Here is a 15,667-nt window from a genome sequence, read left to right on the forward strand (position 1 = left end):
AACTTCCCGCGGCCAACGCCTCCGTATACCTCACGGGGCATCGCGGACACACCGGACAAGCCCGGCCCCGAGGCTGGTGCCTCGGGGCCGGGCTTGTCGGACGAGCGTCTGTATCAGGGGCGAACCGTGACACCCAGCAGCGCAGCGAGCTGTGTGGCGATCGGGTTCAGGTCGAGGGGGTCCGGTGCCACCTTCGGCTTGTCGTCCCACGGCTGCACGGTTTGCGGATCGGCGAAGCGGACGCTGTTGGCTCCGCGAACGTTGGTCAGCGATCCCTGGGGAACCGTGCAGTTGGCGTCGAGGTTGATCGGGAAGTCCTGCTGCGACGGATCGAAGTCCGGATTCTTCGCGTACTCGGCATCCAGGATGGCCTGAGTCCCCTCGTAGCCCTGCGTGCAGGACGGCGGGTTGTTGACCTCGAGCGCGATACCGAAGTGGATCGTGCCGTCGCCCGGGCTTGCAGACTTGGCACCCTGCGCCAACGCCGGCAGGAACTGCAGCAGTGGCCGCAGCGCGAATGTTCGGGGACTCAGCGATTCCCCGACCGCCGCCAGGTTCCCCAGGTTGCTCGTCAGAGCCGGACCGGCCTGTTGCACCAGCGCTCCGACCTGATCGCTGGCCGGAATACCGTTGTCGATGAGTCGACGGATGTCCGGATCGCTCGACCGCAGCTGAGCGGTCACCAGGTCGAGGTCGGAACTGAACTGCTGGATCGACGACGACTGCTCGGACTGCGTGTCGAGGACGACCCGGCTGTCCCGGATCAGGGTGAGCGTCTGCGGAAGATTGGTCAGGCCGTCCTCCGAGAACGTGTCGAGGGAGTCGACCAGACCCTGCAGCGCGTCACCGGTGCCGGCGAATCCTGTTCCCAATTCGGTGACCACGGTGTGCAGATCGTCCACCGGGACCGAGTCGGCGAGAGTCTTGACGTTCTTCAGCAGACTCTCGACCGGTGTCGGGATGGACGTGTTCTGCTGGGCGATCACGTCACCGTCCTGCAGGAACGGACCCTGATCGGTGCGCGGCTGCAGGTCGACGTACTGCTCGCCGATGGCGGAGCGGTTCGCGACGACAGCGATGGTGTCGGCCGGCACGTCCGGTGCGGACTTCTCCAGCTTCAGTTCGACGTCCACGCCGTCGTCGGTCAGGTTCAGGGCGCCGACACGGCCGACCGGGATACCGCGGTACGTCACCTCGGCGTTGCTGAAGATGCCGCCCGAGTCGGTGAACTGACCGGTGACCGTGTACTGACCGAACCCGAACAGTTGGTCGACGCGGACGTATTTGGCGCCCACGTAGACCAAGCCCAGGATAGCGATCACGACGAAGAGGATCAGCTGTGTACTGACCAGCTTTGATCTCACTGTCCACCTTCATTCTGAGTACCCGGGGTGGCGATACCGAACTGCTGCAGGATCCCGTCCAGCGGATTCGCCGACGGCGCCGCTGCCGGCACGCCGGGTGGCGGTGTCGGAGAGGGGATGATCGGCGGCAACGGCAGCAGCGAGATGGTCGGGAACGACGGACGCGGACCGTTGCCGTTGTAGTACGGGTTCGACGGATCGACCCGTGGCTTCGGATCGCCGTTGCGCGGTGCGCTGTAGATCGGATTGCCCTGTCCGACACCCAACGCGGTCAACTGGTTGCCGATCTGCAGGTCGACGCTCAGGAAGAGGTTCACCGCGTTGCCCTGGGCGATCTTCTCCACACCGTCCGGGAACGGGAACGTGGGAACGAATGCCAGGTCGGTGACCAGCTCGTCGCCGTAGGTGGACAACTCCTGCAGCGTGGGACGGAGAGCGCGGAGATCCGCGATCAGGTCGTCCTTCGACCGCTCGATGACATCGGTGCCGACCGTGCCGAGACGATCGAGCTGTCCGAGGAGCTGCGTCAACTGCGGACGCTGCTCTTCGAGCACCTGGGTCGCGACCGGCAGATCGGTGAGGATGCGGTCGATCTTCTCCGTCTGCTGGTTCAGCGTGCCGGTGAGCACGTCGAGACCGTCGATGGCTCGCGTGATGTCGGTCTTCTGCTCCTCGAGACCACCGATCAACGTGTTCGCCTGCTCGAGCAGACTGCGCACGCGATCCTCGCGGCCGCTGAACGCAGTGTTCAGTTCCTTGACGATGGGAGCCAGCTGCGCCACGCCGCCACCGTTGAGGAGCATCGACAACGCGCCGAGGACCTGCTCGATGTCGGTCGCGTGACGGGTGCGCTCGACGGGAATGGTGTCCCCGCTCTGCAACCGTGCCGCGGCGGCCTCGTCGGTGGGAACGCTGAGCTGGATGAACTTCTCACCCAGCAGGTTGGTCTGCTGGACCGACGCCATCGCGTTGGCCGGCAGATCGACCGACGGGTCGACCTCCACCTGCACGTCGGCGATCCACGAGTCTCCCGGCACGCTCACGGAGGTGACACGGCCGACCGAGACGCCGTCGACCTTGACGGTCGACTGCGGCACCAGGTCGAGAACGTCGTCGAACTGCAGCGTGAGCTCGAGCGGATCGGAACCCACGTCCGCGCCACCCGGCAGGGGGATGCCGTAGATGCCACTGGACCCGCAGGCGGTGAGCGTCAAGGCGACGACGCACGCTCCGGAGGCGGCCGTCAGACCGCGAGTGCGCACTCTCATCGTCACTCCCCTTCCTGAGGAATGGACAGGCCCGGAAGCTCCAGGTCGCTGATACGCGGCGACTGGACGCCGGGAACCGTGCCCGGCTCGACGTTGCGCTGGATGTTGTCGGCGCTGAGCAGACCGAACGGCAGAACCAGCGTCGGCGTCTTCACACCGGAGACGGCCTGGTCGATGATCGCGCCGCAGTTGTCGACGATCGGCTGCATCTGACGTCCTAGAGCCTCGAACTGAGGATCACCCGGGCGCAACTTCTGCAGATCGACGAGACTGCAGAAGAACGTCTTCGGGTCCTGCAGTTCGTTGAAGATCAACCGTGCATCCAGCGAGCCGGACTCGGCGTTGTACGAGTTCGCGACGTTGGCGACGGCCAACGGCAGCAGAGTCAGCGTGTCCGCCAGCCCCTCTCGGTTGTCGGCCAGCAACTGTGTCGTCGGGACGAGGTTGTCCAGATCGGTGGTCAGCTGGTCCCGGTTGTCCTGGACGAAGGTCGCGACGTCACCGAGAGTGACGGAGAGCTGGTTCAGCGCGAGCCCCAGATTCTCCCGCTCGCCGGCGAGAAAGCCTGTCAGCGAGGACAACTGGTTGTTGAACGCGCGTACCTGCTGGTCGTTGGCGGACAGTGCGCTGACGAACGTCTGCAGATTCTGGATGGTGCCGAACAGGTCACCACGGTACGAGTCGAGTGTCTCGACGGCACCCGAGAGCTGCGTGAGCGAATCGTTGAGAGCCTCACCGTTGCCGTCGAGGTTCTCCGCTCCCGTCGCCACCAGATCCGACAGCGCGCCGTTCTTGTTCGCGCCGTTGGGGCCGAGTGCTTCGGACAGTTCGTCGACACTCTTGTAGAGCTCGTCGACCTCGACCGGGGTGGCCGTCCGCTCCCGCGGAATGACCGCACCCGACTCCATCTTCTCGCCACCGGTGTAGGCCGGGGCGAGCTGGACGTAGCGGTCGGCGACGACCGACGGGGCGAGCTGCACCGCGCGGGCATCCGACGGGATGTCGACGCCGCGATCGACGCGCATGTCGACCTGGACCTGGTCGCCGAGACCCTCGACCTTGGTCACGGTGCCGACCTTGACGCCGAGAACACGGACCTCGGTGCCCTCGTACACGCCCACGGACTTGTCGAAGTACGAGGTGATGGTCGTGGTGCCCAGTCGGGTGAACGCCCACCACAGTGCGAAGACGACCAGAACGACGGCCGCGAGGACGGCGGCGATGATGCCGAGGTTGCGCTTGCTGAAGAAGCCGCCCTTCGACTCCTCGGCCTGTGCGGTGGATGCGGTCACTGGCCTGCTCCCGGGCTTCGGACGGGATCCACACCGAGGGTGCGGATCGGCTCACGGTAACCCGGAATATCGGGGAGACCGGGCGGGAATGTATTGACGATGACCTGGTCGAACCAGCGACCGTTGCCGACGATGTTCGTGTACAGCCGCACGAACGGCGAGTACAGCTTGATCGCCTCGGCGATGTTCTGGTTGTTGGTCTTCAACGTGTCGATGACCTGGCCGAGGGACTGCAGGGCGGGCCCGATGGTCGCCTCGTTGTCGCGGATCAGACCGGTCAGCTGAGTGGAGACGCGCTGCGTGCCGATGAGGAGCTGCGAGATCGACTGCTGCCGATTGTTGAGCTCCTGCAACAGGACCGAGGCATCGCCGATCAACCGGGTGAACTCCTGGTTGCGGTCGGCGAGCACCTGGGTGGTCTTGTTCGTCGCGGCGAACAACTTGCTCAGTTCGTCGTCACGCGAGGAGATCGTCTCCGACAGGCGGGTGACTCCGTCGAGAGACGCGCGGATGTTCTCCGGAGTCTCCGAGAACGCCTGCGACAGCGTCTCCATGCTCGTCGCGAGCTGAGCGGTGTCGATGTCGCCGGTCGTCCGCGCAGCGTCCGAGAACGCGTCGATCACGTCGTAGGGCGCTGTGGTCCGCTCGACCGGGATCGTGTTGCGAGGGTTCAGCCGCTCCTCGCCCTTGGGCTCGAGCGAGAGGAACTTCTGGCCCAGCAGGGTCTTGATCTGGATGGACGCCGAGGTGTTGTCGCCGACGAACGCGTCGTTGACCGTGAACTCGACCTTCACCTTGTCCCCGTCGAGGGACACGTCGGTGACCTTGCCGACCTTGACGCCGGCGATACGGACCTCGTTGCTGGCGCGCAGCCCGGCGGCTTCGGAGAAGTCGGCGGAGTACTTCGACCCGGCTCCGATGATCGGCAGCGAGTCGAGGAAGAACGCGGACAGCGTGGTCATCACGATCAGGAAGATCCCGAGTGCGCCCAGAACAGCGGGCGAGCGGTGCGTGGTCACTGAATTCCTCCTGCCGCGCAACGTTTGGCCGAGTTCGTGTAGAGAGGCTGATTGATGGTCGGCAGTCCTGTCGGCAGGTTGAGCTGAGGTGCGTAACCGGGGCCGGCGACGATGTCGATGCCGCACAGATAGAACTGGAACCACGATCCGAAGCTGGCCACCCGGATGAGCTTCGTCAGCTTCACCGGGAAGTTCTTCAGGATGGCGTCGAAGTCTTCCTGGCGGTTGTTGATCTTGGTCGACAACCCGTCGATGGACGTGATCGCCGACTGGATCGACGGACGCGTCGGCTCGAGCAGATCGGCGGTCGCATCGGTCAACCCGGCGAGCGAGGTGACCGCGGATCCGACCGTGTTCCGATCCGCCGACAGACCGGACACCAACTGCTGGGTGTTGACGATCAGCTGGTCGAGTTCCTTGTCGTGCTGGTTCACCGTGTCGAGGACACCGTTGAGGTTGTCGATGACGGCACCGATGACCTGGTCCTTGTCCGCGACCGTGTTGGTCAGACTGGCCGTGTCACGCACGAGGTCTCCGATGGTTCCGGACTCACCCTGGAACACCTGGATGATCTCGAACGACAGCTTGTTCACGTCGTCCGCGGTGAGTGTCTGGAACAGCGGCCGGAATCCGTTGAACAGCGTCGTCAGATTGACGGCCGGCTTGGTGCGATCGAGCGGGATGGTGGCTCCGTCGGTGATCTTCTCGCCCTGTCCGCCGGATCCCTGGTCGAGCGAGATGTAGCGCTGCCCGATCAGGTTGCGGTAGCGGATCGTCGCGGTCGTCGTGGCGGGGAGCCACTCGCGCTCGCTGAGCGCGAAATCGACGCGAGCGAGGTCCCGGTTCTCGATCGCGATCTTCTCGACCTGCCCGACACGGACGCCGGCGATACGGACCTCGTCGCCCTCGTTGAGCGAGGACACGTCGGTGAAGATCGCCGAGAACTTCGTCTTGCCCGAACCCGCTCCGTTGGCGATGGTCAGCGCGAGCGCAGCCGTCGCCAGGATGGTCACCACCGCGAAGATGATCAATTTGACCAGCGGTGCCGCAAGGCCTCTCATCGCACACTCACTTCCGTGCCGCGGAGCGCCGGAGCGCCCACCAGGGTGGTCCACGCAGGAACCTGGTCCGGGGAGATGCCGGAGCCTCCGCCGTAGACCACGGCCAGCGTGTCCCGTTCGATATCGGATCCTGCGTACGACGCGGGGACGGGCGACTGCAGCGGGTTGGGCAGCGCGCCGGGGTCCACAGCAGGGCCGGGGTTACGCGACGGCACCTGGTAGGAGCCGTCGTTGACACCGCTGCCCGGGTACTGCGGGAAGAACTTGCCGGGCGTGGTCACCTGCTCGAAGCAGGACGCACCACGCGTGTCGAGCAGTCGCGGCTCGTCCTGGTTCGGGATGTAGCGCCCCTTCGGATTGACGAAGTTGATCGACGCGCGGACACCCGGATAGGGGGCATCGACCGACAGGATCTTCTTCGCCTCGTCGGCGACCCGGACGAACTCCTTGAACGTGCACCCGAAGGACGGGGAGAACTCAGCGAGCAGTTCGAGCGCCTCGCGGGAATCCGCCGCGACGGACACGATGGACTCGGCGTTGGTCTGGACCAGGTCGGCGAGCGAACCGGACGACGCGGTCGCGCTGGCGAGCAGCGTCGTCACATCGTTCTGCTTCTCCACCACGGTGTTTCCGGTGACGCGCAGGTTGTCCAGCGCATCGACCAGGTCGGGTGCGGCCGTCGAGTACGTCTCCGACAGGTCCGCGATTCCCACGAGGTCCTGCTGGATGTTCGGCAGCTCGTCGGCCAGCCCGGCGAAGATCGTCTCGAGACGGTCGATCGTCAGTCCGAGCTTCTCGCCGTTGCCTTCCAGCGCCTGGGACAACGCGCCGAGCGTGTTGGCCAGGTCCTGCGGCGGAATGGCGTCGAGAAGCGGCAGGAGGGAGTCGAGCAGCTGTCCGACCTCGACGGCGTTGCCGCTCTTGTCCTGCTGGATGACTGCGCCCTCGGCGATCGGAGTGGCGCCGGCAGCGTCCTCGGGAATCTGCAGAGCGACGTAGCGCTCGCCGAACAGTGTCTTCGGCAGCAGGCGCGCCGTGACGTTGGACGGGATCTTGCCGATCATGCCGGGCTCCAACGCGATCTTGGAGGTGACCTGCCCGTTCTCGGTGGTGGCGGAGCGGACCTCGCCGACGATCATGCCGCGAGCCTTGACATCGGCGTTGGCGGGCAGCGCGTTGCCGACGGTGTCCGTCACCAGATCGACCATCACCACGCTCTTGAAGGACTTGTTGAACGTCGTGATGCTCCACGCGACGAACAGGACGACGACGAGAAGGAATCCGATGCCGAGAAGGCGTCGACGCGTCGCCGATGGTTGCGTGGCGCTCATCCGGCGACCCTCACCGTTGTCGTGGTGCCCCAGATGGCGAGGCTCAGGAAGAAGTTCAGCACGGCGACCGTCACCAGCGCGGCGCGCACGGCGCGACCCACCGCGACACCCACGCCGGCCGGTCCGCCCGACGCCGTGTAGCCGTAATAGCAATGGATCATGATCAACACGAAAGCGAAGACCAGCACTTTGGCGAACGAATAGAGCACGTCCTCCGGCGGCAGGAACAACGTGAAGTAATGGTCGTACGAGCCCGGTGACTGTCCGTTGAAGACGGTGCTCACCAGACGCGAGGCGAGATAGGCGGACAACAGTCCGACGATGTACAGCGGAATGACGGCGATGAAGCCGGCAATCATGCGCGTCGTCACCAGGAACGGCACGGACGGAACGGCCATGACCTCGAGGGCGTCGATCTCCTCCGAGATGCGCATGGCGCCGAGCTGGGCGGTGAAGCCGCAGCCGACCGTCGCGGACAACGCGAGCGAGGCCACGATGGGCGCGATCTCACGGGTGTTGACGTAGGCCGAGAGGAAGCCGGTCAGGACCTGGCTGCCCAGCTGCTCCAGGGCGGCGAAGCCCTGCAGTCCCACGACGACGCCGGTGAAGCCGGACATCATCAGGATGACGCCGATCGTGCCGCCGATGACGGCCAGAGCGCCGGATCCGAAGGTGACCTCTGCCAGGAGGCGGAGTGTCTCCTTCTTGTAGTGCACGGCCGTGCGCGGGATCCACCCGATCGCACGTCCGTAGAAGGACATCTGTTCGCCGGCACGGTCCAGGACGCCGAGCGGAGCCGACGCCGCACTGCGGAGTCGGAGCAGGGTGCGGTCTCCACGACCGCGAGCGATAGTCATCTCACCCTCCCTTCGCAGGGACGACCTGCAGGTAGACCAGCGTCATGATGAGGTTGGCGAAGAACAGGATGAGGAACGTGATGACGACGGTCTGGTTCACCGCTTCGCCCACGCCCTTCGGCCCGGGGTTGGGATGCAGTCCCTTGTAGGAGGCGATGACGCCGGCGATCAGACCGAACACGACCGCCTTGAGTTCACCGACCCACAGGTCGGGGAGCTGGGCCAGCGTCGAGAACGACGCCAGGTAGGCACCGGGGGTGCCGTCCTGCAGGATCACGTTGAAGAAGTAACCACCGGCGATGCCGATGACCGAGACGAGTCCGTTGAGCAACAACGCGACGAGGATCATCGCGAGCACGCGCGGAACCACCAGGCGCTGCACCGGGTCGATGCCCAGCACCCGCATCGCGTCGATCTCCTCGCGGATGGTGCGCGACCCGAGGTCGGCCGTCACCGCGGAGCCGGCCGCACCGGCGATCAGCAGCGCCACCACGATCGGACTGCCCTGCTGCACCACCGCCAACACGCTGGCCGCGCCGGTGAATGACTCGGCGCCGAGCTGCTTGATCAGCGAACCGGTCTGCAGCGACACCACCGCGCCGAAAGGAATGGCGACCAGCGCGGTCGGAAGAATGGTGACGCTGGCAATGAACCAGGCCTGCTCGATGAATTCGCGGAGTTGGAACGGCCGGCGGAAGGTATTGCGGGCGACATCGACCAGAAGCTCGACGATGTTTCCTGCTTGGGCCAGCGCTGCGGTGCCCGACTTGAGAATCGGGTTCTTCGTTTTAGCCATTGTCGTACTTAGCCCCGAGGTCCGCTCGACGGAGATCCGTCATAGTTCTGGTCCTGACCGGGCTCGCTCCAGCCCTGCTGGGAGTAGTTCTGCCGGGTCGTGTCCTGTTGCCCGTAGTCCTGCTGCCCGTAATCCTGCTGGGAGTAGCCCTGCTGCGAGTAGTCCTGCTGGGAGTAACCCTGCTGGTCGGTCTGCTCGCCGTGCTGGGCACCGGCGTACGCGGGCTGCTGCGGCCGACCGCCGTCCTCGCGCTCCGCCTCGTCCAGGCTCTCCTGGATCGCGTGCTGGGCGTGCTCGGGAAGCGTGTGCATGATGCTGCGGACGCGCTCGCGACGACGATCGACTGCCTGACGACGCGGCATTCCGGGAGTCGGATCCATCTGCGGCATGATGCCCTCGACGTCCTCGACACCACCGAGGTTGTGGCCGGCGTCGGACAGGGCCTGCTCCTGGCGCATCTGCGCCTCGTCCTTCTCCTCGCTCATGCCGATCGGGCCGATCATCGTTCCGTTGAGGAACTGCTTGACGGCCGGCTCGTCGGAGGTCAGGAGCACCTCGCGCGGTCCGAACATGACGAGGTTCTTGCGGAATAACATGCCGATGTTGTCGGGCACGGTGCGGGCCAGGTTGATGTTGTGCGTGACGATCAGCATCGTGGCGTCGATCTGCGCGTTGATGTTGAGCAGCAGCTGGCTGATGTACGTCGTACGCACCGGATCCAGGCCGGAGTCCGGCTCGTCGACCAGGATGATCTCGGGGTCGAGCACGAGTGCGCGGGCCAGCCCGGCGCGCTTGCGCATACCGCCGGAGATCTCACCGGGGAGCTTGTTCTCGGCGCCGGTCAGACCGACCAGCTCGAGCTTGTCCATGACGATCCGACGGATCTCGTCTTCCTTCTTCTTCGTGTGTTCACGAAGCGGGAAGGCGGTGTTGTCGTACAGGTTCATGGAGCCGAAGAGAGCGCCGTCCTGGAAGAGGACGCCGAACAGCTTCCGGATCTCGTAGAGCTCCTTCGAGGAGCACTCCATGATGTCCGTGCCGTCGACGACGATCGAGCCTTCCTCCGGGCGGAGAAGACCGATGAGCGACTTGAGGAAGACGGACTTGCCGGTACCGGACGGCCCGAGGAGGGCGCTGACCTCGCCTGTCGGCAAGGTCATCGTCACGTCCTGCCAGATCTTCTGTACACCGAACGACTTGGTCAATCCTTCGACCGAAACCTCGACACCCACTTGTGACCCTCCCACTGCTCGTCGCACACGACGCAACGCGTCGACATCGGTGTGCGTCGCGTCACTCTAACTCAGACGAGTGGGCGCAACGACCACGAACCCTACCGCCCAGTAACACGTCCCCCGACCTGGCCGCAGCTTTCGGTAGAAGTGTGACCTATGAATGGCGGATTCACGACCGAACAGAGCGGACGCGATCGAATTGGTCGTGACGTCCGAACGGACGCGAGGGCAAACGTATCCGACGCCTACGACGCTCGTACACGGCTGACCAGCGTGGTCGTACCCGATCATGGCTGCGGAGCGACAACTCTGTGACCACATACGGACCCGTGCGGCGCGAGCGCGGATAGCGTTCGATGTGTCGTTGTCACGCCTCGGCGTTGCGCTCGCGCACGCCGTTCGGCCGTCACATGCGCCGCACGACTTCTCGGGCAGGGAGCCTTCGACGAGAAGCAGGGTCGGGGAAACGGGGAATCACGTCATGGGCGCTCATTCAGGGACGGCAGCCGGCACCGGCTTCTCCGTGGCCGAGCAGACGGGGCGGAGGCGGCAGATCGGCGCGTTCGCGGTCATCTGCATCGCCGAGCTGCTGATCGTGCTGGACATGACGATCATCAACGTCGCGCTTCCGTCCATCGGCATCGAGCTCCAGACGGGCATCTCCGGTCTGCAATGGGTGGTGGACGCCTACACGCTGACGTTCTCGGGCTTGCTGCTCGCATTCGGCAATCTCGGAGACCGCTACGGTCGCAAGCTGTTCCTCGTCGTCGGTCTCACCGGCCTCGGAACGGCGTCCGTGATCGGTGCGGTCGGTGACTCGCTCCCCCACGTCCTCACGTCGAGGGCGGTCATGGGTGTCTTCGCAGCCATGGTGCTGCCGGCCACGCTCGCCGTGATCACCAACCTGTTCCCGACGCCCAAGGAGCGCGCGCTCGCGATCGGCGTGTGGTCCTCGATCGCCGGAGTCGCCGTCGCCATCGGACCCGTGTCGGGCGGCTGGTTGCTCGAACACTTCTCCTGGCACTCGGTCTTCTGGCTCAACGTCCCCGTCGCACTCGTCGCCGTTGTCCTCGTGGTCCTCGTCGTTCCCGAGTCGAAGGCCGCCTCGGTGGGTCCCCTCGACATCCCCGGCGTCGTCCTGTCGATCGCGGGCGTGACTCTCCTGGTGTTCGTCGTCATCGAGGCCCCCAACTTCGGATGGACCTCGTGGCGCACCCTGCTGGGGCTGCTGCTCGCCGTCGCCTTCCTGGTCGCATTCGTCCAGCGCGAGCGACGCATCACCTCACCGGTGCTCGACGTCAGGCTGTTCACCATCAAGCCGTTCGCGTGGCCGGCCGTCTCGATCGCCGTGGGCTTCTTCAGCCTCTTCGGCTTCCTGTTCCTCATCACGCAGTACTTCCAGGGCGTCCGCGAATACTCGCCCCTGGCCTTCGGTATCGCGACGTTGCCGTTCGCCGCAGCCCTCGCGGTCAGCTCGCCCGCCGCCACGATCATCGCGCAGAAGATCGGGACCATGCCCGTCCTCGTGACCGGCCTCGTCCTCATCGGCGCCGGGCTCCTGGTCGCGGGACGGGTGGAGATCGACAGCTCCTACCTCACCCTGGTGCTGCCGGCGATGCTGTTGCTCGCAGTGGGAATCGCGATCATCCAGGGACCTGCGACGGAATCCATCATGTCCTCGCTTCCCCTCGACGAAGCCGGGGCGGGCGCCGCCGTCAACGACACCACCCGCGAGATCGGCGGCACCCTCGGTGTGGCCGTGCTGGGATCCATCGTCGCCTCCTACTACGTGTCGACGGTGCGTCCCCTCGTCGACGCGATCCCGTCGGCCATCATGAGCGACACCGAGAAGGGGTACGCCCAGTCGAGCGTGCTGAGCGTCGTCGAGATCCAGAAGCGCGACCTGCCCTCGATGTTCGAACCCCAACGCGCGCAGCTCATCCTGGAGATGAAGGAAGCTGCGCTGCGCGGATCCTCCATCGCCGCGTACGTCGCGGCAGGTGCGGTCTTCGTGTGCGCCGCCGCCGTCTTCTTCATGTTCCCGGCGAAGTACCGCACGACGGGAATGCTGGCCGAGACCGAGTCGGACACCGCATCGTCGCCCGACACGCCTGCGACGACGCCCGACCCGCAGTGACGGGGCGCCATTCCGCGGTCGCCGCGAAACGTGCGCTCCGATCGGCCGAGTCGTCGTCGCGCCTTCTCTCGACGCCACGACGAACGGCCGCGTTCCTCGTCATCTGTCTGGTGGAACTCCTCGTCGTGCTGGACAACACGGTGGTCAACGTCGCGCTTCCGGACATCGCCACGTCGTTGCGCGCCGACTTCAGCAGTCTGCAGTGGATCGTCGACGCTTACATCCTGACGTTCTGCGGCCTGCTGCTGGCGTTCGGCAACGTCACGGACCGCGTCGGCCGCCGACGCATGCTCCTCGTCGGCGTCGTCGGATTGGCCGCCACGTCGATGGTCGGCGCCCTCGCGGACAACCTGCCGCAGTTGGTTGCCTCGCGCGCCCTGATGGGGGTGTTCGCCGCGGCCGCGTTGCCCGCCACCCTCGCCGTCATCATCGACATCTTCCGGACTCCCGCGGATCGCGCTGTGGCGATCGGTATCTGGGCATCCATCGCGGGCGTGGCCATCGCGATCGGACCCGTCTCGGGCGGCTGGCTCATCGAGCACTTCAGCTGGCACGCGGTGTTCTGGCTCAACGTTCCCGTCGCGGTCATCGCGGTGATCGGCATCTCGCTCGTCGTCCCGGAGTCCCGCGCCGCGACGGTGGGCCCGCTCGATGTGATCGGCGTGCTCCTGTCCTTCTCCGGCGTCTCGCTGCTGGTGTACGCGTTGATCGAGGCACCGAGCCACGGGTGGATCACGCCGACCACTCTCGGCGGTATCGCGGTTGCCGTGGTTCTGTTGTGCGCGTTCGTCGTTCGACAGATCCACAGTCGCAGTCCCATTCTCGACGTGCGCCTCTTCCTCGTCCGCCCGTTCGCGATGCCGGCACTCGCCATCTCGGTGGCCTACTTCTCACTGTTCGGCTACGTCTTCCTGATCACCCAGTACTTCCAGGGCGTACGCGGATACTCGCCGCTCGAATTCGGCATCGCCACCATCCCTTTCGCCGTCGCTCTCGCCATCTCGGCGCCGCTGGCGACGACGATCGCGCAACGCATCGGCACCATGCCCGTCATCGTGACGGGACTGATCCTGGTCGCCGTCGGGATGGTGATGGCCGGACAGGTCGGGATCGACTCCTCCTACCTCGGATTGCTCCTGCCGACGATGATCGTGCTCGCCGTCGGGATCGCGGTGATCCAAGGACCGGCCACCGAATCCATCATGTCGTCGGTACCGGCGGACGAGGCGGGCTCCGGATCGGCGGTCAACGACACCACCCGCGAACTGGGCGGTGTCCTCGGCGTCGCGGTGCTGGGATCCATCTCCGGGTCCTACTACCGGTCCTCGATAGGTCCACTGGTGGAGACGATTCCGGATCAGATCCTGTCCGATCGCGACCGCGCGTACGTGAACGGCAGCTTCCTCAGCGTCGACCAGATCCAGGCATACCCGATCCCCGAGATGTTCGCCGGTATCCGGGACAACCTCGTGGAGTCCATGAAGGAGGCCGCGATGGCGGGATCCTCGGTGTCGTCCTACCTCGCCGCCGTGGCCGTTCTCGTCTGCGCCGTCGTCGTCGCCCTCATGCTCCCCCGCCGTCACCGCACATCAGGAGTCATCCGCATGGAACCGTTCGATCTCGACCAGTCCGGCACGATCGAGCAGACGCGACATCGTTCGTGAGCGGCCTCGTCGTGGCCGTCACCGGAGCGACCAGCGACTTCGGCTCCGTCATTCTCCCTGCGTTGCTGGAGGATCCGGCAATCGAGCAGGTCGTCGGGCTGGGCCGACGAACCCCTCGGGTGCGCCACCCCAAGTTGCGGTCCGTCTCGATGGACATCCGCTCACCCGACCTCGAAACCGTGTTCGCCGGCTGTGATGTCGTGATCCATCTGGCGTTCGTCGTCGAGGAGCAGCGCGACAAGGCCGCCATCCACGAGGTCAACCTCGAGGGGTCGCGCAACACCGTCGAATGTGCTCATCGCGCCGGAGTCCGATCGATGGTGATCGCCTCGAGCGTCAGCGCCTACGGTCGGGAAGACCTACCGGTACCGGTGACCGAGGACGAGTTCCCCACCGCGGATCCGTTGCGCTACTACTTCTTCGACAAGGCGGAGGTCGAGCACTTCGTCGAGTGGTGGCTGCGCCGGCACCCGGGAGAGATGTCGATCGCGATGCTGCGCCCGACCTACGTCGTGGGCACCCATTTCTCCAACGACGGTATCGATACGTTGACCGGGTCGGTCGTCGCGTTTCCCGATCCCGCACAGTCCCGCTACCAGTTCATCCACGAGGACGATCTGGCCGACGCCTTCCACCGCGCCGTCACCATCCCTCTGACCGGGCCGTTCAATCTCGGACCCCGTGACTGGCTGGGTGTCCGCGAACTGGGCGCGATGCAGGGTCAGCTCGTGCTGCCCGTTCCGCTCCGGCTGCTGCGCACCGTCGTCGACCTCGCCTACGCCCTACGGATCCTGCCCTTCTCCAGTCACTGGATCTCGTCCGGCGAGGCCGCGGTCGACTCGACGGCGTTCGAGAGGGCCACCGGTTGGGTTCCGACGATGACATCCGCGGAAGCCGCGTCGATCATGGTGCTCCTGAGCGGGCGGCCCGTTCTGGCGCGCCGTCACGCGCCGCTGCGTAACCATGTGTGCGAGGCCGCCGTCGACGGCTCCACCCGGCGCGTGAAGACCTGGGGCGACATCGATTCCGACATGAAGCTGTTCGCCGCCGAGCTGGATCGCGCCGTCGAGACCTGCGAGCACCTCCAGGTGGCCACCCCCACCGGATCGGTCCACCTCGAAGTGCACGACGGGGTCGACGCTCGGGACGGCGCCGACGGGACCACCGTGGTCGTCGTCGTTCCTCGCGGACTGCACGCTCGCTACGGAAGCGCCCTGGCACGCACACTCGCCGACACCGGCCCCACCGTGGCGTTGCTGGACCTACCCGGCCACGGATTGAGCACGGGTCGACGTGGACGGGCGACCCGACGCGCCGGTGCCGACGCGATCGCGGCTACCGTCCGTCACTTCGGCCCGTCGACGGTGCTCGTGGTCCGGGTGCCCCGCACACGCCGCCGAGGAACGGCGTCCAGACTCCGCCTCGGCGTGGACACGCTGTCCTCCGTGCCGGGCGTGGACGGGTTGCTCTCCGCACGTAGCGGACCTCGTCTCCCCGCATTCCTCCGAGGGGACGAGAAACTGGAGTGTGCCGCGACGTCGGACTACACCTCGGTGCGACTTCCGCGGCGAGCCACCCTCACATCCGGACGGGGTCAACGACGGATCGTCGACGCCGTCCTGCGAGCACTGAAGGGCTGACGG

12 protein-coding genes are annotated in these 15,667 nt (G+C 65.8%); 3 read left to right on the top strand and 9 right to left on the bottom strand.

The genetic code is table 11. From position 1 onward, the window contains the following. Positions 1–113: 113 nt before the first annotated feature. From RU01_RS08180 to RU01_RS08220, 9 genes are all read right to left on the bottom strand, one after another. Positions 114–1,364 carry an MCE family protein gene (locus RU01_RS08180; RefSeq protein ID WP_042574038.1) on the bottom strand — a complete coding sequence of 417 codons (1,251 nt, stop codon included), beginning with the start codon at positions 1,362–1,364 and terminating at the stop codon, positions 114–116. Further along, positions 1,361–2,632, bottom strand: a complete 1,272-nt coding sequence (locus tag RU01_RS08185; protein WP_042574039.1) for an MCE family protein — start codon at positions 2,630–2,632, stop codon at positions 1,361–1,363. Before RU01_RS08185 ends, RU01_RS08180 begins: the two co-directional genes overlap by 4 nt. A gap of 2 nt (positions 2,633–2,634) precedes the next feature. Further along, positions 2,635–3,858 carry an MCE family protein gene (locus tag RU01_RS08190; RefSeq protein WP_442970479.1) on the bottom strand — a complete coding sequence of 408 codons (1,224 nt, stop codon included), beginning with the start codon at positions 3,856–3,858 and terminating at the stop codon, positions 2,635–2,637. A gap of 62 nt (positions 3,859–3,920) precedes the next feature. Next, the gene (locus RU01_RS08195; RefSeq protein ID WP_042574041.1) at positions 3,921–4,943 is read right to left on the bottom strand and encodes an MCE family protein; all 1,023 of its coding nucleotides are present in this window, start codon (positions 4,941–4,943) and stop codon (positions 3,921–3,923) included. Continuing rightward, complete coding sequence (locus tag RU01_RS08200; protein ID WP_042574042.1) at positions 4,940–6,004, bottom strand: MCE family protein; 1,065 nt, start codon at positions 6,002–6,004, stop codon at positions 4,940–4,942. The genes RU01_RS08195 and RU01_RS08200 overlap by 4 nt, the downstream gene beginning before the upstream one ends. Then, the gene (locus RU01_RS08205; RefSeq protein WP_042574043.1) at positions 6,001–7,335 is read right to left on the bottom strand and encodes an MCE family protein; all 1,335 of its coding nucleotides are present in this window, start codon (positions 7,333–7,335) and stop codon (positions 6,001–6,003) included. Before RU01_RS08205 ends, RU01_RS08200 begins: the two co-directional genes overlap by 4 nt. Next, positions 7,332–8,192: an MlaE family ABC transporter permease gene (locus RU01_RS08210; protein ID WP_042574044.1), complete on the bottom strand. Its 861-nt coding sequence runs from the start codon at positions 8,190–8,192 to the stop codon at positions 7,332–7,334. Before RU01_RS08210 ends, RU01_RS08205 begins: the two co-directional genes overlap by 4 nt. A gap of 1 nt (position 8,193) precedes the next feature. Next, positions 8,194–8,988: an MlaE family ABC transporter permease gene (locus RU01_RS08215; RefSeq protein WP_042574045.1), complete on the bottom strand. Its 795-nt coding sequence runs from the start codon at positions 8,986–8,988 to the stop codon at positions 8,194–8,196. An 8-nt stretch (positions 8,989–8,996) separates the two neighbouring features. Then, entirely contained in the window at positions 8,997–10,220 is a 1,224-nt protein-coding gene (locus tag RU01_RS08220; protein ID WP_042574046.1) for an ABC transporter ATP-binding protein, read from the bottom strand. 484 nt (positions 10,221–10,704) lie between these two features. On the opposite strand from RU01_RS08220, the gene RU01_RS08225 reads away from it, so the two are divergent. Genes RU01_RS08225 through RU01_RS08235 form a run of 3 tightly spaced genes read left to right on the top strand, consistent with a single transcriptional unit; the run spans position 10,705 to position 15,664 of the window. Then, entirely contained in the window at positions 10,705–12,360 is a 1,656-nt protein-coding gene (locus tag RU01_RS08225) for an MFS transporter (RefSeq protein ID WP_042574047.1), read from the top strand. Continuing rightward, positions 12,357–14,024 (top strand): MFS transporter, encoded by a 1,668-nt coding sequence (locus tag RU01_RS08230; protein ID WP_082042972.1) that lies wholly within the window; start codon positions 12,357–12,359, stop codon positions 14,022–14,024. The genes RU01_RS08225 and RU01_RS08230 overlap by 4 nt, the downstream gene beginning before the upstream one ends. Beyond that, positions 14,021–15,664, top strand: a complete 1,644-nt coding sequence (locus RU01_RS08235) for an NAD-dependent epimerase/dehydratase family protein (protein WP_052493178.1) — start codon at positions 14,021–14,023, stop codon at positions 15,662–15,664. Before RU01_RS08230 ends, RU01_RS08235 begins: the two co-directional genes overlap by 4 nt. Positions 15,665–15,667 lie beyond the last annotated feature (3 nt).

Origin of the sequence: Rhodococcus sp. MEB064 (assembly GCF_000834565.1) — a bacterium.
GTDB lineage: Bacteria > Actinomycetota > Actinomycetes > Mycobacteriales > Mycobacteriaceae > Rhodococcoides.

What these genes read in the sequence shown, in the direction of transcription:
- RU01_RS08210 (WP_042574044.1), bottom strand. Translation starts at nt 8,192, where the DNA reads ATGACTATCGCTCGCGGTCGTGGAGACCGCACCCTGCTCCGACTCCGC.
- RU01_RS08205 (WP_042574043.1), bottom strand. Translation starts at nt 7,335, where the DNA reads ATGAGCGCCACGCAACCATCGGCGACGCGTCGACGCCTTCTCGGCATC.
- RU01_RS08200 (WP_042574042.1), bottom strand. Translation starts at nt 6,004, where the DNA reads ATGAGAGGCCTTGCGGCACCGCTGGTCAAATTGATCATCTTCGCGGTG.
- RU01_RS08225 (WP_042574047.1), top strand. Translation starts at nt 10,705, where the DNA reads ATGGGCGCTCATTCAGGGACGGCAGCCGGCACCGGCTTCTCCGTGGCC.
- RU01_RS08185 (WP_042574039.1), bottom strand. Translation starts at nt 2,632, where the DNA reads ATGAGAGTGCGCACTCGCGGTCTGACGGCCGCCTCCGGAGCGTGCGTC.
- RU01_RS08215 (WP_042574045.1), bottom strand. Translation starts at nt 8,988, where the DNA reads ATGGCTAAAACGAAGAACCCGATTCTCAAGTCGGGCACCGCAGCGCTG.